Raw genomic sequence first — 22,363 nt, 5'->3', positions numbered from 1 at the left:
CCACTGCGGCAAGGAGGCTGTATGCGCATCTACATTTACGGAGGCGGGGAAAAACTGGTGGGAAAAAGCGGCGTGGGACAGGCCATCCGGCACCAGCGGGAGTGCCTCCGGCGCTCCGGGGTGCCCACCACGGACCGCTGGACGGCGGACGCCGCCGCCATCCACGTCAACACCATTCTGCCGGACTCCGTGCTGGCCGCCCTGGGGGCCAAGCTCCGGCGGCGGAAGGTGGTTTGGTACGGCCACTCCACCATGGAGGACTTCCGTTCCTCCTTCAAAGGCTCCAACGCCCTGGCGCCCCTGTTCAAGCGCTGGATCACCTTCTGCTACGGCCTGGGGGACGTGGTGCTGACCCCCACGGAGTACTCCCGGAAGCTCCTGGAGGGCTACGGTCTGAAAAAGCCGGTGTACAGCATTTCCAACGGCGTGGACACGGACTTTTTTAAGCCGGACTCCGCCGCCCGCTCCGCCCTCCGGGCCCGGTACGGGCTGGGGGAGGAGGAAAAGGTGGTGGTTTCCGTGGGCCACATGATCGCCCGGAAGGGCCTGCCCGAGTTTTTGGAGCTGGCCCGGAACGTCCCGGAGGCAAAATTCCTCTGGTTCGGCTGGACGAATCCCAAGCTCATCCCCCAGGAGATTGTCCGGGACATGGAGAACGCCCCGGAGAACGTGATCTTCCCCGGCTTCGTGGGCCGGGAGGAGCTGCGGGAGGCCTACCAGGGGGCGGATGTGTTCGCCTTCCTCAGCCATGAGGAGACGGAGGGCATCGTGGTGCTGGAAGCCCTGGCCTGCGGTGTGCCCACGGTTCTGCGGGACATTCCCGTCTACGGCGGCTGGCTGGAGCACGGGAAGAACGTATACAAAGCGCCGTCGGAAAGCGCGTTTCAAGAGATCGTATCCGGCCTTTTGAACCGCAGCCTCCCGGACCTCACCGCCGCCGGGCGGGCCGCGGCGGAGTCCCGGAGCCTGGAACAAGTAGGGCGGCGGCTGAAGGCCATCTATTTGGAGCAGCGGGTTCTGCCGCCCCTGCCCGCCGCGCTGCCGCAGACGCTGGCGTTCCCGGCGGACGCGAGGTCCCTCAACAGCCCGCGCCCCTGAAAAACGGAGGTTCCGCCAAGCCGGGAGGATGGAAAAAGCAAACGCCGGAAGGGAAGGCCCTTCCGGCGTTCGTGTCGTTGCGGCGGCGCCGCTTCGCCCGGCGTATCCCCGGATTTCCGGGGCGGACGCACCTAAAGCGATTCCCTCGGCCCTGGTAAGTACTCCTCTCCCGCCGGGATCATTTCCAGCTTCCCCGCCGACAGCTCCGTCAGCCGCTGGGCGAAGGCCGCCGCCCCCTCCTGGGAAAAGGCGGCGTGGAGGGTCACCTCCGCCCCGTAGTCCGCGTCCCGGAGGACGCCCTCCTGGGCGGCGATTTCCAGCTTCAGCCGCTCCAAAAGCGGGTAGGGGCAGGGTACGTCCCAGAGGGTCCAGAGGCTGACCCAGGCGGTGCCCGCCGCCTCCAGGCCGTCCCTGGCCCCCCGGCCATAGGCGCGGGTCAGGCCCCCGGCCCCCAGCAGCACGCCGCCGAAGTACCGGGTGACCACGCAGCAGACGTTGGTGACCTCCTGGCGCTGGAAGACGTTCAGCATGGGCTGGCCCGCGGTGCCCTGGGGCTCGCCGTCGTCGGAGTAGCGGACCGCGCCGCCCTCCCGGAGGAGGTAGCACCAGCAGTGGTGCCGGGCATCGTAGTGCCGCTTGCGGATTTCCTCAATTTTTGCCCGGGCCTCCGCCTCGGTCTCCACCCGCCAGAGGTTTGTGATGAAGCGGGAGCGTTTTTCGGTGAATTCGGTTTCGGTGTCCGCGAAGGGAACCCGGTAGCCGGACATGGGCAGCACCTCTTTTCTTCCCGTCAGGGGAGGGTTTTTGCTCGCCCTTGCGGGCGGGGGAGAATGGATACCAGCGATGGCTGGTTCATTGCACCCCCCATTTTCTCTTTTTCTTCCAGAAGAAAAAGAGAAAACGGGCCGTGCACGGTCCAAAAGAGAAAAAGAAGTATTGGCCCTTCGGGCCTGTTTTTTTGTCCTTCTATTGGTAGAATACCTTCCCGATTTCCTCAAGACTCCCCAGAGGGCGGCAGCATCTCCCGGACATCGGTCCGGCCCAGCAGGTAATCGGCGTTGACCTGGAAATGGTCCGCCAGGGCGATGATGTTCTGAAAGCTGGGCAGATTTGTACCCGCTTCAAACCGCTGATAATGGCGATCTACCAATCCAAGAGCCGCCGCCGTCTGCACCTGTGTCTCTTTCCGCTCTTTCCGCAAAGCCCGAAGTCTTTCTTGAAATATCATGGCTCCCCCTCTTGACACGCTATAATCGTTGTGTTATACTATCTATAACACGCTAAATTTTATGTTTTTGAAAGGCGGTTTATATGTCCGACTTCATGCTCTGGCTCCACGCCAACTACATCAAGCCCCAGCTGGAAACCCTTACGAAAGAAAGCGACTACGCCCTTCGCATAGAGCTCCTGCAAGGCCAGCTGGATGGCGGCGGAATGGAAGACCTGGACAGAGCCCTGGAATTCACGGCCATCCAAGCCTTCCTCCTGGGCCTGCGCACCGGGGAGGGCCTGGCCCTCAGCCGTCCGTAAACGCCTCCACCCGTCCCAGGGTCCGGGGGGTGCACACCGCCGTCACGTCGATGGCCGCCCCGTACTCCACCTTCTCCACCTTGGCCTCCTTATAGAGGAGGTCCAAAAGCCCCCCCTGATCATAGGGCAGATGAATGGTCACCCGCCGGGACCCCTTGTCCAGCCGCCGGGCAATCATTTCCAGCAGCTTGTCCACCCCCGCGCCGCTCTTGGCGGAGATGGCGCAGATGTCCTCCCCGTGGGGCATGATCTCCCCCGGGGGCAGCAGGTCCGCTTTGTTGAACACGTCGATGCGGGGCAGCTCTCCTGCCCCCAGCTCCAAAATCAGGTCCTCCACCACACGGGCCTGGCCCTGCCAGTCCGGGCTGGACACGTCGATGACGTGGAGCAGCAAATCCGCGTATTCCAGCTCTTCCAAAGTGGCCTTGAAGGCCTCGACAAGCTGGTGGGGGAGCTTGCGGATAAAGCCCACGGTGTCGCTGAGCACCACGTCGGTGGTGTCGCTGACGTGGAGGAGGCGGCTGGTGGTGTCCAGGGTGTCGAACAGGCGGTTGTTGGCGGGGATGCCCGCCCCGGTGAGCTGATTGAGCAGCGTGGACTTCCCGGCGTTGGTATAGCCCACCAGGGCCACCACCGGGATTTCGTTTTTCCGCCGCTGGCGGCGCTGGGTGTTCCGTACCCGGCGCACGTCCTCCAGGTCCTCCCGGAGCTTGTCAATCTTCCGGTGGATGTGCCGCCGGTCGGTTTCCAGCTGAGTCTCGCCGGGGCCCTTGGAGCCGATGGGCCCGCTGCCGCTGGTGCCCGCCTGGCGCTCCAGGTGGGTCCACATGCCCGTGAGGCGGGGCAGCAGATACTGGTACTGGGCCAGCTCCACCTGGAGCCGTCCCTCCCGGGTCCGGGCCCGCTGGGCGAAGATGTCCAGAATCAGCCCGCAGCGGTCCAGCACCTGGACCCCCAGCAGCTCCGTCAGTACCCGGAGCTGGGAGGGGGAGAGGTCGTTGTCGAAGATGACCATGGTGGCCTCGGTGTTTTCGCAGTAGAGCTTTACCTCGGCGCACTTGCCTTCGCCGATGAAGGTCCGGGGGTCCGGGGAGCTCCGGTTCTGGAGGACCATGCCCACGGTTTCCGCCCCGGCGGTCTCCACCAGGGCGGAGAGCTCTTCCAGCGTGTCCTCCCCGGCGTTCTGGTCCCGCTTGAGCACGGGGGAATTCAAGCCCACCAGGACCACCTTGTCTCGAATCTTGTCTGTCTCTTGCATAGTACTTCCTTACTTGTTATTTGACGGAGTAGGCCTCCACAATCTCGCCGGTGTAAACCCGGTGCCAGCCGCCCTTGGCCCCGTAGCTGGGCAGGATTTTTTCTTCTCCGGCGGGGAGCACACAGGCGGGCTCCAGGTCCTGGGCATAGAGGGTCCGGCACACCAGCACCAGCTCCGCCTCCTCAAAGAAAGGGGCGCCGCCCGCGCCGGCGCGGACCGTCAGGCCGCACTCCTTGATTTTGTCCATGTCCCGGCCGCTCTTCGTGCCGCAGAGGGCCATGGCGTTTTTCATGTCCTTGGGGAGGACGGAGACGGTGAAATACGCCTGATCCTCCATAAACTGATAAGTGTACCGCTCCGGCCGCACGTAGACCGTGCAGGTTTGCAGACCCCACAGCCGTCCCGCCTGGCACCAGCCGATGGTCATGGTGTTGCAGCGGTCCGCCGTTCCGGCGGTGAGCAGGGCGTTTTCCGCCCCCAGGGCCGGGAGAAGCTCCCGGACGGCGGCTTGGGAATCGGTGAGATGTAAGCGCATGGCGGAGGACTCCTTTCTAAGTTCACTGCTTCCAGTATATGCGTTTCTCCAAAAAACGCAACGGGAAATTTGGATTTGTCACGGGTTCAAGGCCCGGATTTCCTCCTGGAGGTTCTCCAAAAACCGGGCGGCGTGGCCGCCGTCCATCTGGGTGTGGTGGAACTGGAAGGAGATGGGCAGGGACGCCCGCCACAGCTTCTTCCGGTATTTTCCCCAGACCAGGAAGGGGTTGTTGTAGCATCCGGCGTAGATGTTCACCGCCCCGTCAATCTCCGTCTGGGGCAGGGCGGAGGTCCCGATGACCATGTAATCGCCGTTCAAATCATAGGGCGCGCCGGTCTCCCGCACCTGGGCGGTGAGGGCCAGGTAGTCCCGGCGGAATTGGTCCAGGCTTTCGGAAAAGGGGACGTCGCAGGTGGCGATGCCCCCGTCCCGGAGGGACGCCACGGTGTTGACGGCCAGATTTTCATAGCGGATCAGCTTCTCTCCCACCGGGAGGGTGTAAAATTCCTCCACCCGGGAGGCGGCTTTGCCAATGCACCAGCAAAGGAGCAGGTTGAATTTCAAATCCCCCCTGCGGCTCAGCCGCGCCGGACGGGTGACGTCCAGGGTTTTCACCAGCGTCACCATGGGCATGGGGGCCCGCATCCAAAGCTGGAAGGCCTCCGCCCGGCCGGTTTGGTTCGGGTCCAGTTCTTTCATGCTTCCTCCTCAGCCGCTCCGGGCTCCGCCGGGCAAAACGCGAAAAAGAGCGCGCCGGACTACGGCGCGCTCTTTTAGCAGTGATTGTGTCGGACTCACTTGACCAGGCCGAACCTCTTGTTGAACTTCGCGACCCGGCCGCCGGTGTCCACCAGCTTCTGCTTGCCGGTGAAGAAGGGGTGACACTTAGAGCAGACTTCCACCTTGATATCCTTCTTGGTAGAACCTGTCTCAATCACATTACCGCAGGCGCATGTAATCGTAGTCTGCTGATAATTGGGATGGATTCCTTCCTTCATTGCTCTGTTCACCCCTTTCTAAAACGAACTTCGCCGCATAGCTTTCACTATAACAGCAACTGTCAGTATAGCACGCCGGTTTTTAAATTGCAAGCATTTTCTTCGATTTGGGGAAGTTTATTTTTTGAGGCCCGGTTGCGTTTCCCCACCGCCGGGTATATGATAAAAAATGCAAATGTTACGCATTGCCGTCCTCCGGGGAAAGCAGCCGCTCCGCCTTCTCCCCGGCGTACCACATATTATAGGTCTGCCGGTAAATCTCCGCCGCCGCCTCCGTATGGCACACCATGCGCACCCGGCGGGGGAGCTCATGCTCCCGGAGGAAATCCATGATGGCTTTCAGGGCCACGCCGGCGGCCTGGGCCATGGGGTAGCCGTAGACCCCGGTGGAGATGGAGGGGAAATCCACGGTTTCAATGCCCTGCTGCTCCGCCAGCTCCAAACAGGAGCGGTAACAGGAGGCCAGCAGCGCCGCCTCCCCGTAAGTCCCGCCCCGCCAGATGGGGCCGGGGGTGTGGAGCACGTATTCCGCGGGGAGGTTATAGCCCCTGGTCAGCTTGGCCTGCCCGGTTTCGCAGCCCCCCAGGGTCCGGCACTCCGCCAGAAGCGACCGCCCGGCGGAGCGGTGAATGGCCCCGTCCACGCCGCTGCCCCCCAGCAGGGTGGTGTTGGCGGCGTTGACAATGGCCTGGGCGTCGGATGCTGTGATATCGCCCACGAGGATGGAAAAACGGTCCATGGCAGGGTCCTCCTTGGTTGATGAAGTGGTTATCTTCTATAGTATCGGACCTTCGCCGGGAAGGCAACAAAAATTTTTTCGGGAAATTTTCAGATTTCCCTTGACCTTGCCGTAACGTCAGCCCTTATACTGCGGTTTGTCAGGAGGGATACCGCTATGGAATACACCGTAAAAGCCCTGGCGGAGCTGGCCGGGGTGACGCCCCGGACCCTGCGCTGGTACGACCAAAAGGGCTTGCTCAAGCCCCGGCGGACCACGAAAGCGGGCTACCGCCTCTATGGCCCCGAGGAGGTGAACCGTCTCCAGGCCATTCTCTTTTACAAGGAGCTGGGGCTGGAGCTGGAGGCCGTCCGGGAAATCCTGGACGCGCCGGGCTTTGACCGTCTGGCGGCGCTGCAGAGCCACCTGGCGGAGCTGGAGGCCCGGCGGCGGAGGCTGGACGCCCTGATCCTGACGGTAGAGAAAACCATCGACGAGGCAAAAGGAGGAACCCAAATGTCCGACAAGGAAAAATTCGAGGCGTTCAAGCGCCGGGCCGTGGAGGCCAACGAGGAGCAATACGGAAAGGAAATCCGGGAACAGTACGGCCCGGAGGCCGTGGAGGAGTCCAACGCCAGGCTCCTTTCCATGACGGAGGAGGAGCACGGCCGGTGGAAGGCCCTGGAGGCGGAAATTCTCTCCGCCCTGGCCGCCGCCGTCCGGGCGGGGGAGGCCCCGGCGGGCCCGGAGGGGCGGCGCATTGCGCAGCTCCACCGCCGCTGGCTGTGCTGCACCTGGGCCAAGTACACCCCCCAGGCCCACCGGGGTGTGGCGGAGCTGTATACGGCGGACGAACGCTTCGCCGCCTATTACGACAAGGAGGTCCCCGGCTGCGCCGCGTTCCTGCGGGATGCGGTCCGGGCCTATACGGAGTGAGCAGAGGGCCCGCCGGAAAGGCGGGCCCTTCCGCGTTTTCCGCTGGCGGCAAAATAATTTCGTCCCCCTCAAACTTTCCGCCCACCTTTTCCGTCTATACTACAGACGCCGCCAAAGCTCAGGCGCCGGACAGGGCGGCGGGAACCCTTTCAGAAAGGAGCATCGATGTGACGAAGGAAGAAACCTTAACCTCGTTCCTCATCGAGACCCAGGCCCGGTCCTACCGGCTGGCGTACAGCGTCCTCCGCAACCGGGAGGAGGCCCTGGACGCGGTGCAGACCGCTGTCTGCCGGGCTTTGGAGCACCAGAACAGCCTCCGGGACCCTGGGGCCGTCAAAACCTGGTTTACCCGGATTTTGATGAACGCCTGTCAGGATACCCTCCGCCAGCGGGGCCGGGTGGTCCCCTTCCCGGAGGAGGGACCGGAGCTGGGCCAGGAGGACCCGGAGCCCGCCGACGACACACTGGCCCGGCAGGTGAACGCCCTGCCGGCGGAGGTGGGGACCGTTATCAAGCTGCGGTTTTATGAGGAGATGACCCTGAAGGAAATCGGCGAGGTCACCGGGCAGAACATCAGCACGGTGAAAAGCCGCCTGTACGCGGGGCTGAGGAAGCTGCGCGTCGCCATGGAAGGAGTGGAGATTTGATGAACGAATTCAAAAACGCCAAAGAGGCTTACGACAACACCCCCATTCCCGCCGAGCTGTCGGAGCGGGTCCGGGCGGGCGTCCGGGAGGGGAAGGCCCGGTACCGGGCACGCCGGGGCCGGACGCTCCGCCGCTGGGGGGCCACCGCCGCCTGCTTTGCCGTACTGCTGGCGGGGCTGAACCTGTCCCCCACCATCGCCAAGGCGGCGGCGGAGGTGCCTGTCCTTGGCGGGCTGTTCCAGGTGCTGACTTTCGTGGATTACGACAAGACGGAGGACGGCATCCACTACGACGTGACCGTTCCCCAGCTGGAGGCGGAAGGGGACCTGGCCGGGAAGGTCAACGCCGTCATCCAGGAGAAGGTGGACGCCCACCTGGCCAAGGCCCAGCAGGACTGGGACGACTACCGGGAGGCCTTCTTCGCCACCGGCGGCACCGAAGAGGAGTGGGCGGACCGGGAGATGGACGTCATCGTGGACTATGAGATCAAGAGCCAGTCGGAGTCCCGGGTTTCCTTTGTGGTGACCTTTGCCGAGGGCTGGGTGTCCTCCATGGAGGAGCGGTACTATTACAACCTGGACCTCAGCGAGGACCGGGACCTGACCCTCCGGGACTGCCTGGGAGAGAACTGGGTGGAAACCTGCAACGCCGCCATTGAGCGGCAGATTGCCGAGAGCGTGGACGAGGAGGGCTTCACCTTCTTCTTCGCCCCGGAGGAAGGCGGCTTTACCACCGTGGACGAGACCACCGGCTTCTATGTCCGGGAGGACGGCACGGTCGTGGTGTGCTTCCCCGAGTACAGCATCGCCGCCGGCGCGGCGGGCATCCCGGAGTTCCCCATCAACTGAACACTCGATAGAAGCAGAGGCCGCCCCATTCGGGCGGCCTCCCAGCCTGTCGAAAAGCGGCCTGTTTGGAGAATATCCAGACAGGCTGCAAAGATATTGAAGGATAAAGGAACCGCTGATTTAAGGAAGCACTGATTAAATCGAATTTTCAAAAACGATGTGATTTCCAAGATGCAAAGCAGAGATACCTCGCTATGCTTTTGCAATAATTTAAACTTTTTCGCGCCATTCGCTTTGCCCGCAGCGATTAAATCAGTGGTTCCTTAATCCCCCGAAATGATAAAAGACAGCCTGAAGCTGGACCAGACGGTCCGGTGCTCAGCTTGTCAAAAAAGTGCTGGCCGAACGGGAAGAGCGCTTTCTGGCTTTCCAGCTCGCCAGCTTTTTGAGGTTCATGGCAGCAAATTTAAGCCTCACCCTGTTGGATACCCGGGTCAAACCACGGTAAAACGTGTAGCGCATTTTCGATTGGATTCAAATCAGGGCTGTACGCTGGCAAGTACCGTAATTTCATGCCAGCCCCCTCCAAAAGCGTCCGGACCTCTTTGCCGTGATGCGTACGCATATTATCCATGACAACAATATCCCCTTCGTGCAGTGTGGGAATGAGCGTTTCCTTAAGATAGTCCAGAAATTTTTCGCGGGTCGTTCCACCGCTGTAAATCGTATAGGCCGTCTCACCATTGCGTCTTATGGAGGAAAGAATCGTGGTATTGGCAGGCGTATTCAAGGGAGTCTTGTCTGCTGACCGCTCCCCGCCAATGGCCCGCCCACATCGGCGGCTCAAGTCCGTGTTTACGCCGCTTTCATCCAGAAATACCAGTTTGTCCGCTTCGCATTGCGTGATCATTCCACTCCAGGCTTCTCTCGCCGCCACAACATCGAACACGCTCCCGCTCTGCCGCGTAAAAGGACTTCTTCTTGTAAACATAACTCAGTCTAATCACGGCCTTTCCCACCGTTTCGTTACTGACAGACAGTCCCTGTTTTTCGATGATTTCGTCGATTGTAATATCCGGCTGGGCTACGATCAGTTGGTCTATGCCCTGCAAATCTTCTTCCGTCAGGGCCGGTTTCCTTCCTCGCTGACTGGTTTGACGTTCTACACTGCCGGTTTTCTTCTTTTGTCCGCTCAAACGATACACGGTACTGGTACTTACCTGGAAACACTTTGCCACTGTCTGTGCATCGTGGGTCTGTTCATATGCCTGTACCAGCAGTCTTCGCGCCTCGTTGTGCAACATACCTATCACCTTCTGATAGCATTCTACACCTTTAGTCAATTCACTGCTATTTTATTGGATTGCTATAGAACCTATATTCACAACCGGCGAACGCTGTCCGGCTGGTTATGAATACAGGTTCTCAATCTATTTGATGAATCCTATGGTTTGGTGAAAAACATCAATCAGAAGTAAAATTAAAAAACGACCGCTAAATGCAAAACCAGCTTATTGAAAGCAATGCGGGAGACGGCGAAATGACGAAGATCAAAATCTGCGGGCTGCACCGGCCCTGTGATATCGAGTATGTCTACAAGGCGCGGCCCGCCTGGTGCGGCTTCATCATCAACTTCCTCAGGAACCACCGGAGCCTGCCCCCGGACCAGGTCCGGGCCCTGGGGCGGAAGCTGGACGGTGCCGTCGTCCCCGTGGGAGCCTTTGTGGACCAGCCGGTGGAGACCGTGGCGGAGCTCCTGAAGGACAGAACCATCCCCGCGGCCCAGCTCTGCGGCCATGAAAACGCTTTCTATATCGCCGCCCTCCGGTCCGCCGCCCCAAGGCGGCCTTCGGCTGGTCCCCGGCTGGGGGCGTGACCCAGCCCTATCTGCCGCAAAAAAGGAATGAACATCTGCCGGTCCTCTGGTGATTGCGAAGAACGGTATCCTCTCCGATAGTGTTCAAAAGCTCAAATTACCTATTGACATTATAGGTTATTTGGAATAATATATAATTACCAACAAACATACCAGGTTATTTAACGGAGGATTTCTATGATGATTTACGCGGATAACGCGGCCACGACGAAGATGAGCCGGACCGCTGTGGACGCTATGCTGCCCTATATGGACGAGCTTTACGGCAACCCCTCTAGCCTCTACGCCTTCGGTCAGGAGGCCAAGGAGGCTTTGGAGGACGCCCGGGGACGTATCGCCGCCTGTCTTGTCTGCGAACCAAGGGAGCTCACCTTCACCTCCGGCGGCAGCGAGGCGGACAACCAGGCCATCCGTTCCGCCGCCGTCCTGGGGGCCCGGAAGGGCAAGCGCCACATCGTCTCCACCGCCTTTGAGCACCACGCGGTGCTCCACACCCTGAAAAGGCTGGAGGGCGAAGGCTTTGCCGTCACCCTGCTGGACGTCCACGAAAACGGCCTGGTGACGCCGGAGCAGGTCCGGGAGGCCATCCGGCCCGACACCTGCCTGGTGACCGTCATGTACGCCAACAACGAGATCGGAACCGTCCAGCCCATATCGGAGATCGGCGCGGCCTGCCGGGAGGCGGGGGTCTTGTTCCACACCGACGCGGTCCAGGCGGCGGGGCACCTGCCCATTGACGTCCGGGCCCAGAACATCGACCTTCTCTCCCTCTCTGCCCACAAGTTCCACGGGCCCAAGGGCGCCGGCGCGCTGTACGCCCGCCGGGGCGCGGCCCTGACGAACCTCATTGAGGGCGGGGCCCAGGAGCGGGGCAGGCGGGCCGGGACGGAGAACGTCCCCGCCATCGCGGGCATGGCGGCGGCGCTGGAGGAGGCCTGCGCCCATCTGACGGAGAACGCCGTCCGGGTCTCCGCCCTGCGGGACAGGCTCATGGCGGGCCTCTCGGAGATCCCCCACAGTGTCCTGAACGGCGACCCGGCGAAGCGGCTCCCCGGCAATGTCAACTTCTGTTTCGAGGGCATCGAGGGAGAATCCCTGCTGCTCCTGCTGGACGACAAGGGGGTCTGCGCCTCCTCCGGGTCCGCCTGTACCTCCGGGTCCCTGGACCCCAGCCATGTGCTGCTGGCCATCGGGCGGCCCCACGAGATCGCCCATGGCTCCTTGCGCCTGACCATCAGCGAGGAGACGACGGAGGAAGAAATTGAATATTTGATCGAAGCCGTCCGGGACGCAGTTTCGTATCTGCGGAGTATGTCCCCCGTCTGGCGGGACCTGGAGAGCGGCAAAGCGCCGCATATCATCTAAGAGGAGGAATCAAATCATGGCTTTATACAGTGAAAAAGTGATGGACCATTTCCGCAATCCCCGAAATGTGGGGACCATCGAAAACGCCGACGGCGTGGGAGAAGTGGGCAACGCCAAATGCGGGGACATCATGAAGATCTATCTGAAAATCCGGGACGGCGTTATTGAGGACGTGAAATTCGAGACCTTCGGCTGCGGAAGCGCCATCGCCTCCAGCTCCATGGCCACGGAGCTCATCAAGGGAAAGCCGGTGTCCGAGGCCATAGCCCTGACCAACAAGGCCGTGGCGGAGGCCCTGGACGGCCTCCCGGCCCACAAGCTCCACTGCTCCGTCCTGGCGGAGGAGGCCATCAAGGCGGCGCTGAAAGACTACTACGACCGCCAGGGCATTGCCTATGATCCGGCTCAGTTCCCGGACTGCGCCCACTGTGAAGGCTGTGGGAGGTAGAGTCCTGGTCGCGATGAGCGGCGGCGTTGACTCTTCCGCTGCCGCTCTCTTGCTGAAGCGGCGGGGCTATGACTGCGCGGGCTGCACCATGAAGCTCTTTGACAGCGGGGACGCGGGACTCAGCCGCCGGACGTGCTGCTCCCTGGAGGACGTGGAGTACGCCCGGGCGGCGGCCTTCCGGCTGGGGATTCCCCACTGGGTGTTCAACTTCAAGGATGCCTTTCGGTCGGCGGTGATGGAGAAGTTCGCCGCCGGTTACGAAAGCGGCCTGACGCCCAATCCCTGCATCGACTGCAACCGGTATCTGAAATTCGGGAAGCTCCTGGACCGGGCCAGGGTCCTGGGCTTTGACTATCTCGCTACCGGGCACTATGCGAGAATTGAACGGCAGGGGCAGCGCTATGCCCTGAAAAAAGCCCTGGACGAATCCAAGGACCAGAGCTATTTTCTCTACGGCATGACCCAGGACCAGCTGGCCCATACCCTGCTCCCTCTGGGAGGGCACCTAAAGTCCGAAGTCCGCAAAGCTGCCTGGGAAGCCGGACTCGCCAATGCGGGAAAACGGGATAGCCAGGATATTTGTTTCGCCCCAGACGGGGACTATGCCGCCGCCGTGGAGCGCATTTCCGGCAACGCCGCTGTCCCGGGGAACTTTGTGGATATCGCCGGAAGAGTCTTGGGAACGCACCGGGGCATTGTCCGCTATACCATCGGCCAGCGGCGGGGACTCGGCGTTTCCGCGCGAGAGCCTCTCTATGTCTGCGGGATTTCGGTCCGGGACAACACCGTTACCCTGGGCGGAAAAGAGGCGCTGCTCCGGGCCTGGATGGAAGTGGGAGCGTTTCATTGGATTTCCGGGACGGCTCAGGAGCGGCCGTTTCCCTGCGGCGTCAAGCTGAGAAGCACCCAAAAGGAGCTGCCTGCCACGGCTTATCCCGCCGAAAAAGGCCGGGTGTGCGTGGTATTTGACGAACCCCAGCGGGTTCCCGCGCCGGGCCAGGCGGCTGTGCTCTATGAGGGAGACACCGTGCTGGGCGGCGGCGAGATTCTCCCCTCGGCCTAGAAAAATGGCGAAGAGGCGGCACGGCTCTGGCTGAGATGATAGAGAACGGAGAGACAGTCACGATTTCTGTCTTCATTTTCCTAGGGGTCCATCCGTATGTAATTCACATTAACGTATTTTCTTCAAAATCCCCCCCTCCATTCCATGCACTTCGTCACATAGAATGTCAATATCATCCCGAACATGGCTTGCGATGATGATCAATTTACCGTTTTCCTTCATCTTTAATAAAACCATTCTTATATCTTCAACACCATTGCTATCAAGCGCATTCATCGGCTCATCCAATATAAGAATGTCTGGATTTTCCATTAACGCCTGCGCAATTCCAAGGCGCTGTTTCATACCAAGCGAATAATTTCCGACGCGCTTTTTGTCATCAGGATTTAGTCCTGCGAGCCCCATGTATTTTCGTATTTCACCTTCTTTAACCCTTCCCCTGATAGACGCTAAATACTTCAGGTTTTTTAGCCCGGAATACCTTGGAAGAAAGCCTGGCGTCTCAATAATAAATCCTATATTTTCCGGATAATCCACATCTTTTCCAACAATTTTGCCATTAACTGTTACTGTCCCTGCCGTGGGATGCAGCAAGCCGCAAATGCATTTAAGCAGAACGGTTTTGCCGGAGCCGTTTCTTCCTACGATTCCATAAATTTTCCCCATTCCAAATTTTGCGGACACGTTTTTCAGCGCATCCTGCTCGCCAAACACTTTCGTCACATTCTCTACAAAAATCCCGCATTTATCTTCCATGAATACGCCTCTCAATGATTCGATTGATTACCTTTTCCCTGTAATTTGCGGCCATGCATAATGCGCTGAGGCTTACGATTGCAATCATGAAAAATTTCTCTGCATATGCCAGATTGATCCCCCATTTGGGCGCAAAGCCATAAAACAGTCCTAACTGCGCCAAGCTTACCGGAGAAACCCCATACGCCCAGTCCAGCCAGTCATTTGAGACGCATATATCCAAAACAGCGATCAGCGCTCCCGCAAATGTTCCTACTGATTTGGCGGACATCTTATTTCCAAAATAGACCAGCAGTCCAATATACAAAATGCAGGAAAATTCCAGGAATATGCTAATAAACAGCGCATTGACAGGCTCATATTGCCGCATAATATTCTGAGATATTGACAGTTCCACGCCGAACTCCGCTCCGGCGTTTGTTTTTCCCAGTGTTCCCCAAATCTTTCCCCATTCGTTTGACCATTGAATATGTCCAAGAAACGGAATGATCGTTGCCGCTGTCAAACAAGCAGTATAGAGAATCGACATTTTTGTGATATAAAGGATCTGCCCCAATCCCCACGCCAGTTTTCCTGCTCTGGAAATCATATATTGATAGGATTCATCTTCAAATGGCGCATTACAAAACAGGATGACTGCGCATGCCGCTATAACAAACTGCATCCCGTAATGATTGACTATAAAGACAAAGGCAAACGGTGTAACATCTATATGTACACTCCGACTGAAGGCTGAAACGGCAAAAAGGCTTTCCATCACGTACAGCGCAACCATAATAAGGGTGAATGGTATTCTTATATTTTCCCGCAACATCCTCATATTATAGTTTGATACCTTATTTGCTTTCATAAAACATTCCATCTCGAAGCCCCCTTGCCAACCTTTCCGTAAAATATACACCCATCAGGAAAACCAAAATACCCGAAACAAAGGCCGCGGCCATAACCGTGTATCCGCTATTGTGAATGACTGTTCTGCCTATCAATATTTGATCAAACCGCCAGTTAGCATCAAGGGATGCGATCTGACTTGCTTTAACGATTACATAGCTGCCCAAAAACGGAAACATCGTAATGACGAATTTATCCCTTATATATAATGACACAAGCAAAGAAGCGCCAGCCCATAACATCCCGCGCATAAATCCAAGAGCCGCCTCTGTCACGCAGTAGAGGACCGGGTAATGAACCGCCAGCCATTTATGAAATAAATCCGCCGCGCTTTCAGCCGATGCCCCATAATAATCACTTGTCATCTGGAGCCTTATGCGCAAAAATAACATCAGCAAAACCGTGCCTGACGCAACCACCAGCCCGCCTATCAGGATATTTACGATATATTTCACAGCGCCATACCTTCGCATACCCTCTCTGGAAACAATGTATGCAACCGCCTTGCTGCTTCTTTCCTCGCAAAGGCTGGCCGCAAAAGGCAGCGCCGCAAAAACAGGCAATATATAATTTCTGCACATTCCTCCGAATGCGGAATTGCTTATAAAATAGTATACGCACCAGACAGGATTGCCGCTTTGCATTGCGCTGACCAAATCATTCCATGAATCAAAGCAAATGCAGAACATAACGCCAATAACCGCTAAGAAGGTGCTTGTATTGATTGCCCGTTTCCATTCATTTATAAATACCCGGCTCACGAAATTTCCTCTCCTGTGACTGCGTTGAATCGAATCGAATACCTGCTGTCTTCAACCGATTCTCCATCTACTTCAAAATCAACGCACCATGCCGGAATCAAATCCATTTCGGTAAAGGAATCTTCCCTCAGAAGCGGGAAATACTCCATCCAGATATTCTTCGCCCTAAACTCGCTTGTTAAAATCACGTCGCCAAATTTTTTCATGATTGCTTCTTTGATGCCGTCTTCGCCTATAATAGCCGCTTCCTTCCGCTGTTCCTCATAAGGCTCAAACATTCCCATCATGGTTATCATTTCGATCCCATTATTTGATAACAATGCCGTTACAGCGGCTGGGTAAGCCAAAAATCTCTCACTTGTTTGCCGCAGATTTGGCTCGCCTCGGTATACGGGGGACCCATTTACATTTATTCGAAAAACGATCCGGTACACTTCCATGCCTTCCTCAAACGTATCGCTTCCATATCCCTTTGCTGACAAAAACTGATAGTCGCCATCTTCCATAATCGCTTTTTTCACATTCTCAAAATCCGCTTGATCCATAGCAACCACATCAAGAGCTTCCAGCTCTCCGCCCACTCCAAGCATCCCTATAAAATTCTGAATCCTTGCAGCAGCATCCGCTTGGGGCATAAAAGACAACTCCCTGTCATCTGTCAATCCCATCTCCCCCGCATAGGAACAGTAGGTGTCCAAATGGTTTGCCATATCATTTCTTTGATATGTAAGTGAGCCGCTCATAAACCCGTCGTTCCCATCATCAACATCAAGGCTTCCTTCTTCATTTTGCCCGATTGCTTCCTGCGCTTTCGCATAGTCAAAACTTTTTAATTGCGTTGCATACTCATAAAGTATTTTTTCCGGCATTTTCAATTCCGCACTGATGAACAAGTTCTCATCCAATTTTTCATCTATGAAAACGGATGTGTTCTGTTCATCTCCGGCAGCGGCATTCGTTTCGTCCTGTGCCCCAACGACTTGGGAATCTGTATCTATACGGCCATCATCAATATTTGATTGTTCTTCGCTCTGAGATGTATGGGCGCATCCTCCCAATAATGCCAGGAGAACTGCCGCGCTTATTGCAATCTCCATCATTTTTTTGATCTTTTTCATTTTAACCTCCACTTGTCTTGAAATTATTTCGCATATTAGGCCTTCATGCGAAAAAAATATAGGGGTCTATTGCATTTCCTGCGAGACAATCCCCATATTTTCCATAGTATGCGCTTTCGTTTCATCATTTTTGCATCATGAACGGCAAGGCCCGATAGCCCTATTTGAGGGGGGACGTAAGCGTCTCCGGCGCTTCAAACAATCATTTTTCAAAAAAGCCAGTCCTGTGCATTGCCGGAAGTCTGGATGTTCACACGCCGCCGGAGCTCCATTGCCTCCCTCTGGAGCGGGCCATTCAGGCGCGGGGCGGCGTCATATTCCACACGGTCAGTTATCCGACGGACCATTTCTTTTCCGACTGCCGGGAAACCGCCGCCAAGACGGCCGAGAGCTTTCTCCTGAGATGTAATGTATAAAGGGTGGTTTCACCAAGCCACTACATTACATTGACTGCGGTTCATTTGTGGCAGAATGGCACAGGATGGAGGGATGGTGATTTACCAGCAGGAGGGAACCGAAGCGGGAGCGTCCGGGGATGACCTGGGCGCTCCGTTCTCTCTGCCGGTCCTCTCGAAGAGCGCACTTACTCACCACCCGCAAGCGAGCGGTGGTACTGCCTGCGGCAGTCGTGCGTTCGACCAGGGAGACCCGCCGAGCGTCCCTTCCCTGCCCAGTATGGACAGGCCAGCAGACGCCAACGGCGGCTTGTGCATCGGGCGGAGCTTCACCGATGCACCGGGGGCTTGGGGGTCTTCGGACACCAACAAGCTGCACCAGGTATATACCGGTGCATTGCTTGCTACTACTATCTGCATCTATAACTGGGGTTGAAAGTTACTTGCGGTGATGGTATACTTGGTTCGTGTCAATTCGATAAATAAGAGTTTGATATGGAGGTCTTACCATGCTACAGGTTGTTTTCTCCGACAGCGAACGCGGGTCGTTGAAGCTGGCTACCCACTGTTCCTGCATCAATAGCGAGGACGGACCTATCGGGTTCATTTTTGGAGAAGGCGAGACCACACCGGAGGAACAGGAGCGGGCCATGGCAAAACTCAAGGCCCAGTGGGAGGAGGAGAAACGTCGGGCACGACCTGTGGGTGGCAGTCCTGGAGATGTACTGTGTCCTTCCTACGGTCTGGATATGGGTCCCCTTAGCGGACCCAATGTGGATAAGGCTCGGTTTAATCTGCTTACCGCCTGGTTGGGGGGCGACTTCCCTCTCCCAGACAGTACCCCTGAGGACTACGCCCAACAGCGTGATCAGATGTGGGAGCAGCGTCAGCAGGATCGGTTACGACTGTTGGAGACGGCAGAAAACGGCGAGGCAGTACGCATCTGGTACAGCCCCGCCGCACCTTGGTCCCTGTGTGGGTTTTACGAAGTGTGCTGGCTGCTTCGGAGCTTCGATTGCCCCGTGACCGCCTTAGAATTGCCTCAGTGGATGCCGAGGGAGGACGGTACAGTACAGTCCTGTCTTAGCTGGGGGGAGTTGGTTCCAGGGGACTGGGCGGCGTTCCTTCCCTTGGAGCGGGAAATCCCCAAGAGTGTCCGCCGGGCCATTGCCATGGAGTGGGCAGGACTGCGGAAAGAGAACGCCCCCCTACGGGCTGTGGTCAACGGGCGGCTGGTCAGTGTGGGGGAGGATTTCTACGATCCATTTATCCGTGCCCACATTCCCAATGGGGTCTTCCGGGTGGCCCAACTCATCGGCGAGGTACTGGGCCGTGAGCGACTGGGTATTGGTGACTGGTGTCTGGCCAAACGCATCAAGGCAATGCTCGACCAGGGCGAACTGATTACGGTGTCTAAGGGTGACGGTTTCTACCGGGATGAGGTGCGCCGAGCTTCATAAGAGAGAACTTTCAGTTTATCGGGGGGATTTCATCTTTTGGGTGAAATCCCCCTTGACAAATGTTTTCTTGGAACAGCTTTCTATTGAAAAGAGCTGATATAAGGGCCGCCGGGTCCCGCAATTCTGCGGAACCCGGCGGCTTCTTTATATTACATAATCGTTCCCGGCATCGCGCGAATGTATGAGATCCGCCACCGTGATGTGATCCAGATACTCGTTGATGACCCGATTCAACCCCTTCCAGACCGGCAGAGTACGGCAATTCAGGGCCCTTGGGCAGATATCCGCGGTTTCGTCCAGACAGGCAACAGGGGCCAGCGTTTCCTCCGTCAGCCGCAAAACCTCGCCTACCGTGTATTGCTCCGGAGGGTGGGTCAGCTTGTAGCCGCCCCCCTTGCCTCGCACGCCGGTGAGCAGACGGGCCTTGACCAGAATTTTGATGATGGCCTCCAGATATTTTTCCGAAATTTCCTGCCGCTGCGCGATTTCTTTCAAGGGAATGTACCCCTCTGACGGATGCTCAGCCAGGTCGGCCATAACCCGCAAGGCATAACGGCCTTTCGTTGAAATCAGCATATGGCGACGCTCCTTTTAATAGAATATATTACCTATTATACAACATGGTTAGTTGGGTTTCAAGCAGGATTTTACACAATGACGATTGACAGGGAAGATCTTTCCTTCTATAATACAAATAAACCCACTTGGAAGATTGGGATATAAACGATCCACATCCTGGATTTCGATGTCGTATCCATCATAGCTGACGGAGCGGGACAAACGCCGCATTATTATTAAGATTGAGATTATGAGGAGGAAACCGCTATGAGCAAGATATACACATCCGCCGATCAGCTGATCGGCAAAACGCCCCTGTTGGAGCTGGTCCATATCGAGAAGGAAGAGGGACTGGAGGCCCGGGTCCTGGCGAAGCTGGAATATTTCAACCCCGCCGGGTCCGTCAAGGACCGGATTGCCAAGGCCATGATCGACGACGCCGAAGCCCGGGGCCTTTTGAAACCCGGCTCCGTCATCATCGAACCCACCTCCGGCAACACCGGCATCGGCCTGGCCGCCGTGGCCGCCGCCCGGGGCTACCGCATTATCATTGTCATGCCCGAAACCATGAGCGTGGAGCGCCGCCAGCTGATGAAGGCCTACGGCGCGGAGCTGGTCCTCACCGAAGGGGCCAGGGGCATGAAGGGCGCCATCGCCAAGGCCGGCGAGCTGGCCAAGGAGATTCCCGGCGGCTTCATTCCCGGACAGTTCGTGAACCCCGCCAACCCTGCCGCCCACAGGGCCTCCACCGGCCCGGAGATCTGGGAGGACACCGAGGGGAAGGTGGATATCTTCGTGGCGGGCGTTGGCACCGGCGGCACCGTCACCGGCGTGGGAGCCTACCTGAAGGAGCGGAATCCTGCCGTGAAGGTCGTGGCTGTGGAGCCCGCCGCCTCCCCGGTGCTGAGCAAGGGGAGCGCCGGGAGCCACAAAATCCAAGGCATCGGCGCGGGCTTCGTCCCGGAGGTGCTGGACACCGGCGTCTATGACGAGGTCATTGCCGTGGAGAACGAGGACGCCTTCGCCGCCGGGAAGCTGGTGGGCCGGAAGGAGGGCGTCCTGGTGGGTATCTCCTCCGGCGCGGCGGTGTGGGCGGCGGTTCAGCTGGCCAAGCGGCCGGAGAACAGGAGCAAGACCATCGTGGCCCTGCTGCCGGACACGGGGGACCGCTATCTCTCCACACCGCTGTTCCAGGATTAAAACCGGCCTGGTGTCACAACACTTTGGCAGGTCCGGCAGACTTTTTCCCGCCGTTTGTTTTTCATTGAAAATTTATGGTGAATTTAGATTATCTCTTTAGAAATTCTTATATGTCGGTATAGCCCGTATTTTCGGGCTTTCCCGGCATTTTAGATATGGGGAGAAGTTCTTATATACCCTCATAACCTCTTAGGTTTTCCCTCTCAATAGTAGTAAAAGAAGTAGTAAATCCGTCTGCGACTATGCTGCAATCAGCCTTTCCATTTCAGCCTTTGCGGAAGCGAAAGTTGCGTGTGCGTAATAGTTCAGCGTCATGGTAATGTTGGAATGTCCCATGATGTACTGTAACGCTTTCGGGTTCATGCCCGCATTGGCTAAATTAGTACAGAACGTGTGACGTAAGGTGTGCGGTGTCATAGCCTTTGGTAAGGCTTCCTCATGGCTCTTGTTGTACTTCTTCGCAAGCCCCCGGAACATATTAGAATAATTCACACCCGTTTTGGGGCAACCGTCCCGGTTAAGGAAAAGGAAATTGCTGTAACCGTCAACAGTTGCTGATTAAGAACGTCACTACCTACCAAAAGACAAAGCCCCTCTATGAAGCCTACCGCAAAGCCCGGAACAAGGAGAAATACCGGGCAGAGCATGAACGGGGTATTATCCTCTATGAAGCGGCGGTAAAGGCACTAAAGGCGGCGCAGATCGGCGGCAAGCTCCCCAGCGTCCCCGCCCTCCAAGCGGAGTATGAAAAGCTGCAAGGGCAGAAAGAAAGCCTTTATGTCGATTATGGCAAGCTGAAAAAGCAAGTACAGGAATATGACGTTATCAAGCGGAACATAGACAGCATTTTACAGACAGAGAAGCAGACGGAACGGGAAAGGGAAACAGAGCGCGGATAAATCCGCTTGTAGTGGAAATCTTCAAACTAGCATGATACAATAGGGGTATCTTAAAGCAGATAGGAGAATGAAGCTATGGCAGAAATGAAAAGTCCAGATTTTGCAACAATCCAAGCCGCCGTTGCGGGCGAACAGTGGGCGTTGGATAAAGTGCTGGAATGTTACGGTGACAAAATCAACTGCCTTTCTACGGTAAGGAAACGGCAGCCGGACGGAAGCATGAAAGCGGTGGTTGATGAAGATATACGGCAGCAGCTTATTACAAAATTGTTACAGGCTATCCCCCAATTTCCCATTGAGGAACCATAAGCAATAAAAAAGAACCGGGACGCGGCAGCTATCAGATAGCCACCGCGCCCCGGTTTTCTTATGGGTGCAGAGATTGGATTGTTACGCAATAGAACGGCATTTCCGGGGGTAAAGGTATAAATCCCTTGCTGCCTTATTTCTTCGCCCGGAAAGCCGCATAAATCAAGGCTTATTTCGCCCCTATCGCGTCACATTCGCCCGCAGTTTCCTCATACGCTCGGCGGTCTGTCTGCGGGTGATACGCTTCCGGCAGTCCGGGCAGTAAATCGCCCGGTTGGAGCTGGACGCAAAGGGCGCACCGCATACGCTACAACGGCGCATATCTCCCGTTTGGTAAATTTCGGCGTACAGCTCCTTATCTGCGGGCAGTACAGCAATGCGGAACCATTTACAGAGCAGGGAATAGGAAATAAGCTGCGGACATACGCACTCGTCCCCGTCGTCCAGCAAAATACAGTTTCCGCTATCATAATTGCAGCACGTCCGGCGTACAAGGGCGTTGACTTTCCGGCTTTGGGGCGGCGTGAGCCGCTTGATCTCGTTCATACCTCGTCGGCGGGGTAAACGGCAAGCCCCGCAAACTCCGCTTCGGTCATGCGCCCCACTTTGGCAAGGGTGCGGGCGGCAAAAGCATTTGCGACAAAAGCCCCTTTGCCTTTAATGTCAGTTCCTTGTTGCGTAAATGGTGGTTGCTCATAACGGTATAGCCCTTGTTGCGCTCCACTCGGAAAACTGCCATAGCTTCATCACTCC

27 protein-coding genes and 3 pseudogenes are annotated in these 22,363 nt (G+C 57.2%); 13 read left to right on the top strand and 17 right to left on the bottom strand.

Going from position 1 to position 22,363, the window contains the following annotated elements; genetic code table 11:
* The first annotated feature begins 21 nt into the window (after positions 1–21).
* Positions 22–1,098, top strand: coding sequence for a glycosyltransferase (locus Q1M04_RS10250; RefSeq protein ID WP_297999678.1), 1,077 nt, complete (start codon positions 22–24; stop codon positions 1,096–1,098).
* A 131-nt stretch (positions 1,099–1,229) separates the two neighbouring features.
* Here Q1M04_RS10250 and Q1M04_RS10245 read toward each other — a convergent pair whose 3' ends face one another.
* Together Q1M04_RS10245 and Q1M04_RS10240 are read right to left on the bottom strand one after the other, a co-directional pair.
* Positions 1,230–1,865, bottom strand: a complete 636-nt coding sequence (locus Q1M04_RS10245) for a YigZ family protein (RefSeq protein WP_297999680.1) — start codon at positions 1,863–1,865, stop codon at positions 1,230–1,232.
* A 227-nt stretch (positions 1,866–2,092) separates the two neighbouring features.
* Positions 2,093–2,326 (bottom strand): helix-turn-helix domain-containing protein, encoded by a 234-nt coding sequence (locus tag Q1M04_RS10240; protein ID WP_297999844.1) that lies wholly within the window; start codon positions 2,324–2,326, stop codon positions 2,093–2,095.
* Between the two features lie 83 nt (positions 2,327–2,409).
* On the opposite strand from Q1M04_RS10240, the gene Q1M04_RS10235 reads away from it, so the two are divergent.
* Positions 2,410–2,628, top strand: a complete 219-nt coding sequence (locus Q1M04_RS10235) for a hypothetical protein (protein ID WP_293280671.1) — start codon at positions 2,410–2,412, stop codon at positions 2,626–2,628.
* Here Q1M04_RS10235 and hflX read toward each other — a convergent pair.
* From hflX to Q1M04_RS10210, 5 genes are all read right to left on the bottom strand, one after another.
* Positions 2,615–3,886, bottom strand: a complete 1,272-nt coding sequence (hflX, locus tag Q1M04_RS10230) for a GTPase HflX (RefSeq protein WP_297999842.1) — start codon at positions 3,884–3,886, stop codon at positions 2,615–2,617. The genes Q1M04_RS10235 and hflX overlap by 14 nt on opposite strands.
* 16 nt (positions 3,887–3,902) lie before the next feature.
* A complete protein-coding gene (locus tag Q1M04_RS10225; protein ID WP_297294029.1) occupies positions 3,903–4,421 on the bottom strand; it encodes a flavin reductase family protein in 519 nt (172 codons plus the stop codon).
* Between the two features lie 78 nt (positions 4,422–4,499).
* Entirely contained in the window at positions 4,500–5,123 is a 624-nt protein-coding gene (locus tag Q1M04_RS10220; RefSeq protein ID WP_297999839.1) for a CatA-like O-acetyltransferase, family 2, read from the bottom strand.
* A gap of 95 nt (positions 5,124–5,218) precedes the next feature.
* Complete coding sequence (gene rpmE / locus Q1M04_RS10215) at positions 5,219–5,422, bottom strand: 50S ribosomal protein L31 (RefSeq protein WP_297999837.1); 204 nt, start codon at positions 5,420–5,422, stop codon at positions 5,219–5,221.
* A 178-nt stretch (positions 5,423–5,600) separates the two neighbouring features.
* The gene (locus Q1M04_RS10210; protein WP_297999835.1) at positions 5,601–6,161 is read right to left on the bottom strand and encodes a macro domain-containing protein; all 561 of its coding nucleotides are present in this window, start codon (positions 6,159–6,161) and stop codon (positions 5,601–5,603) included.
* 156 nt (positions 6,162–6,317) lie between these two features.
* Between Q1M04_RS10210 and Q1M04_RS10205 the strand changes: the two genes are divergently transcribed.
* The 3 genes from Q1M04_RS10205 (at position 6,318) to Q1M04_RS10195 (ending at position 8,571) form a co-directional block, all read left to right on the top strand.
* The gene (locus tag Q1M04_RS10205) at positions 6,318–7,076 is read left to right on the top strand and encodes a MerR family transcriptional regulator (RefSeq protein WP_297999833.1); all 759 of its coding nucleotides are present in this window, start codon (positions 6,318–6,320) and stop codon (positions 7,074–7,076) included.
* A 167-nt stretch (positions 7,077–7,243) separates the two neighbouring features.
* A complete protein-coding gene (locus Q1M04_RS10200) occupies positions 7,244–7,723 on the top strand; it encodes an RNA polymerase sigma factor (RefSeq protein WP_297999831.1) in 480 nt (159 codons plus the stop codon).
* The gene (locus Q1M04_RS10195; RefSeq protein ID WP_295758772.1) at positions 7,723–8,571 is read left to right on the top strand and encodes an RsiV family protein; all 849 of its coding nucleotides are present in this window, start codon (positions 7,723–7,725) and stop codon (positions 8,569–8,571) included. Before Q1M04_RS10200 ends, Q1M04_RS10195 begins: the two co-directional genes overlap by 1 nt.
* 406 nt (positions 8,572–8,977) lie before the next feature.
* Here the strand turns inward: Q1M04_RS10195 and Q1M04_RS10190 are convergent, their stop codons facing one another.
* On the bottom strand, positions 8,978–9,421 hold the full coding sequence (locus Q1M04_RS10190) for a transposase (protein ID WP_300447633.1): 444 nt from the start codon (positions 9,419–9,421) through the stop codon (positions 8,978–8,980).
* Positions 9,378–9,815 (bottom strand): IS630 transposase-related protein, encoded by a 438-nt coding sequence (locus Q1M04_RS10185; RefSeq protein WP_300447630.1) that lies wholly within the window; start codon positions 9,813–9,815, stop codon positions 9,378–9,380. The genes Q1M04_RS10190 and Q1M04_RS10185 overlap by 44 nt, the downstream gene beginning before the upstream one ends.
* A 236-nt stretch (positions 9,816–10,051) precedes the next feature.
* On the opposite strand from Q1M04_RS10185, the gene Q1M04_RS10180 reads away from it, so the two are divergent.
* The 4 genes from Q1M04_RS10180 to mnmA all read left to right on the top strand — a co-directional run bounded on the left by Q1M04_RS10180 (position 10,052) and on the right by mnmA (position 13,263).
* Positions 10,052–10,387: a hypothetical protein gene (locus Q1M04_RS10180; protein ID WP_300447627.1), complete on the top strand. Its 336-nt coding sequence runs from the start codon at positions 10,052–10,054 to the stop codon at positions 10,385–10,387.
* A gap of 177 nt (positions 10,388–10,564) precedes the next feature.
* The gene (gene nifS / locus Q1M04_RS10175; protein WP_300447624.1) at positions 10,565–11,752 is read left to right on the top strand and encodes a cysteine desulfurase NifS; all 1,188 of its coding nucleotides are present in this window, start codon (positions 10,565–10,567) and stop codon (positions 11,750–11,752) included.
* Between the two features lie 16 nt (positions 11,753–11,768).
* Complete coding sequence (gene nifU / locus Q1M04_RS10170) at positions 11,769–12,200, top strand: Fe-S cluster assembly scaffold protein NifU (protein ID WP_204791958.1); 432 nt, start codon at positions 11,769–11,771, stop codon at positions 12,198–12,200.
* The gene (gene mnmA / locus Q1M04_RS10165; RefSeq protein ID WP_300447621.1) at positions 12,190–13,263 is read left to right on the top strand and encodes a tRNA 2-thiouridine(34) synthase MnmA; all 1,074 of its coding nucleotides are present in this window, start codon (positions 12,190–12,192) and stop codon (positions 13,261–13,263) included. Before nifU ends, mnmA begins: the two co-directional genes overlap by 11 nt.
* Before the next feature lie 108 nt (positions 13,264–13,371).
* On the opposite strand, the gene Q1M04_RS10160 is transcribed toward mnmA, so the two are convergent.
* The 4 genes from Q1M04_RS10160 to Q1M04_RS10145 are packed head-to-tail and all read right to left on the bottom strand — an operon-like array spanning position 13,372 to position 16,789.
* Complete coding sequence (locus Q1M04_RS10160) at positions 13,372–14,019, bottom strand: ABC transporter ATP-binding protein (RefSeq protein ID WP_295757643.1); 648 nt, start codon at positions 14,017–14,019, stop codon at positions 13,372–13,374.
* Positions 14,009–14,881, bottom strand: a complete 873-nt coding sequence (locus Q1M04_RS10155; RefSeq protein WP_300447618.1) for a hypothetical protein — start codon at positions 14,879–14,881, stop codon at positions 14,009–14,011. The genes Q1M04_RS10160 and Q1M04_RS10155 overlap by 11 nt, the downstream gene beginning before the upstream one ends.
* Positions 14,856–15,671: a hypothetical protein gene (locus Q1M04_RS10150; RefSeq protein ID WP_300447615.1), complete on the bottom strand. Its 816-nt coding sequence runs from the start codon at positions 15,669–15,671 to the stop codon at positions 14,856–14,858. The genes Q1M04_RS10155 and Q1M04_RS10150 overlap by 26 nt, the downstream gene beginning before the upstream one ends.
* Positions 15,668–16,789 (bottom strand): hypothetical protein, encoded by a 1,122-nt coding sequence (locus Q1M04_RS10145; protein WP_300447613.1) that lies wholly within the window; start codon positions 16,787–16,789, stop codon positions 15,668–15,670. Before Q1M04_RS10145 ends, Q1M04_RS10150 begins: the two co-directional genes overlap by 4 nt.
* A 904-nt stretch (positions 16,790–17,693) precedes the next feature.
* Between Q1M04_RS10145 and Q1M04_RS10140 the strand changes: the two genes are divergently transcribed.
* Positions 17,694–18,644, top strand: coding sequence for a DUF3658 domain-containing protein (locus tag Q1M04_RS10140; protein ID WP_016316869.1), 951 nt, complete (start codon positions 17,694–17,696; stop codon positions 18,642–18,644).
* A 144-nt stretch (positions 18,645–18,788) separates the two neighbouring features.
* Here Q1M04_RS10140 and Q1M04_RS10135 read toward each other — a convergent pair whose 3' ends face one another.
* The gene (locus Q1M04_RS10135) at positions 18,789–19,220 is read right to left on the bottom strand and encodes an Rrf2 family transcriptional regulator (RefSeq protein WP_297294340.1); all 432 of its coding nucleotides are present in this window, start codon (positions 19,218–19,220) and stop codon (positions 18,789–18,791) included.
* 249 nt (positions 19,221–19,469) lie between these two features.
* On the opposite strand from Q1M04_RS10135, the gene cysK reads away from it, so the two are divergent.
* Complete coding sequence (gene cysK, locus Q1M04_RS10130) at positions 19,470–20,402, top strand: cysteine synthase A (protein ID WP_300347330.1); 933 nt, start codon at positions 19,470–19,472, stop codon at positions 20,400–20,402.
* A gap of 240 nt (positions 20,403–20,642) precedes the next feature.
* On the opposite strand, the pseudogene Q1M04_RS10125 reads toward cysK, so the two are convergent.
* Positions 20,643–20,951 (bottom strand): annotated as a pseudogene (locus tag Q1M04_RS10125) (tyrosine-type recombinase/integrase); the annotation flags it as partial.
* 2 nt (positions 20,952–20,953) lie between these two features.
* Here Q1M04_RS10125 and Q1M04_RS10120 point away from each other — a divergent pair.
* Positions 20,954–21,301: pseudogene (locus Q1M04_RS10120) on the top strand (endonuclease); the annotation flags it as partial.
* 75 nt (positions 21,302–21,376) lie between these two features.
* Entirely contained in the window at positions 21,377–21,610 is a 234-nt protein-coding gene (locus Q1M04_RS10115; protein ID WP_300347332.1) for a helix-turn-helix domain-containing protein, read from the top strand.
* Between the two features lie 180 nt (positions 21,611–21,790).
* On the opposite strand, the gene Q1M04_RS10110 is transcribed toward Q1M04_RS10115, so the two are convergent.
* Together Q1M04_RS10110 and Q1M04_RS10105 are read right to left on the bottom strand one after the other, a co-directional pair.
* Positions 21,791–22,156, bottom strand: coding sequence for a cysteine-rich VLP domain-containing protein (locus Q1M04_RS10110; protein WP_120424403.1), 366 nt, complete (start codon positions 22,154–22,156; stop codon positions 21,791–21,793).
* 82 nt (positions 22,157–22,238) lie between these two features.
* Positions 22,239–22,349, bottom strand: a pseudogene (locus Q1M04_RS10105) (helix-turn-helix domain-containing protein); the annotation flags it as partial.
* Positions 22,350–22,363: the final 14 nt, after the last annotated feature.

The organism is uncultured Oscillibacter sp., from assembly GCF_950073225.1.
Lineage (GTDB): Bacteria > Bacillota > Clostridia > Oscillospirales > Oscillospiraceae > Oscillibacter.
This window is presented reverse-complemented; position numbering and strand designations above follow the sequence as displayed.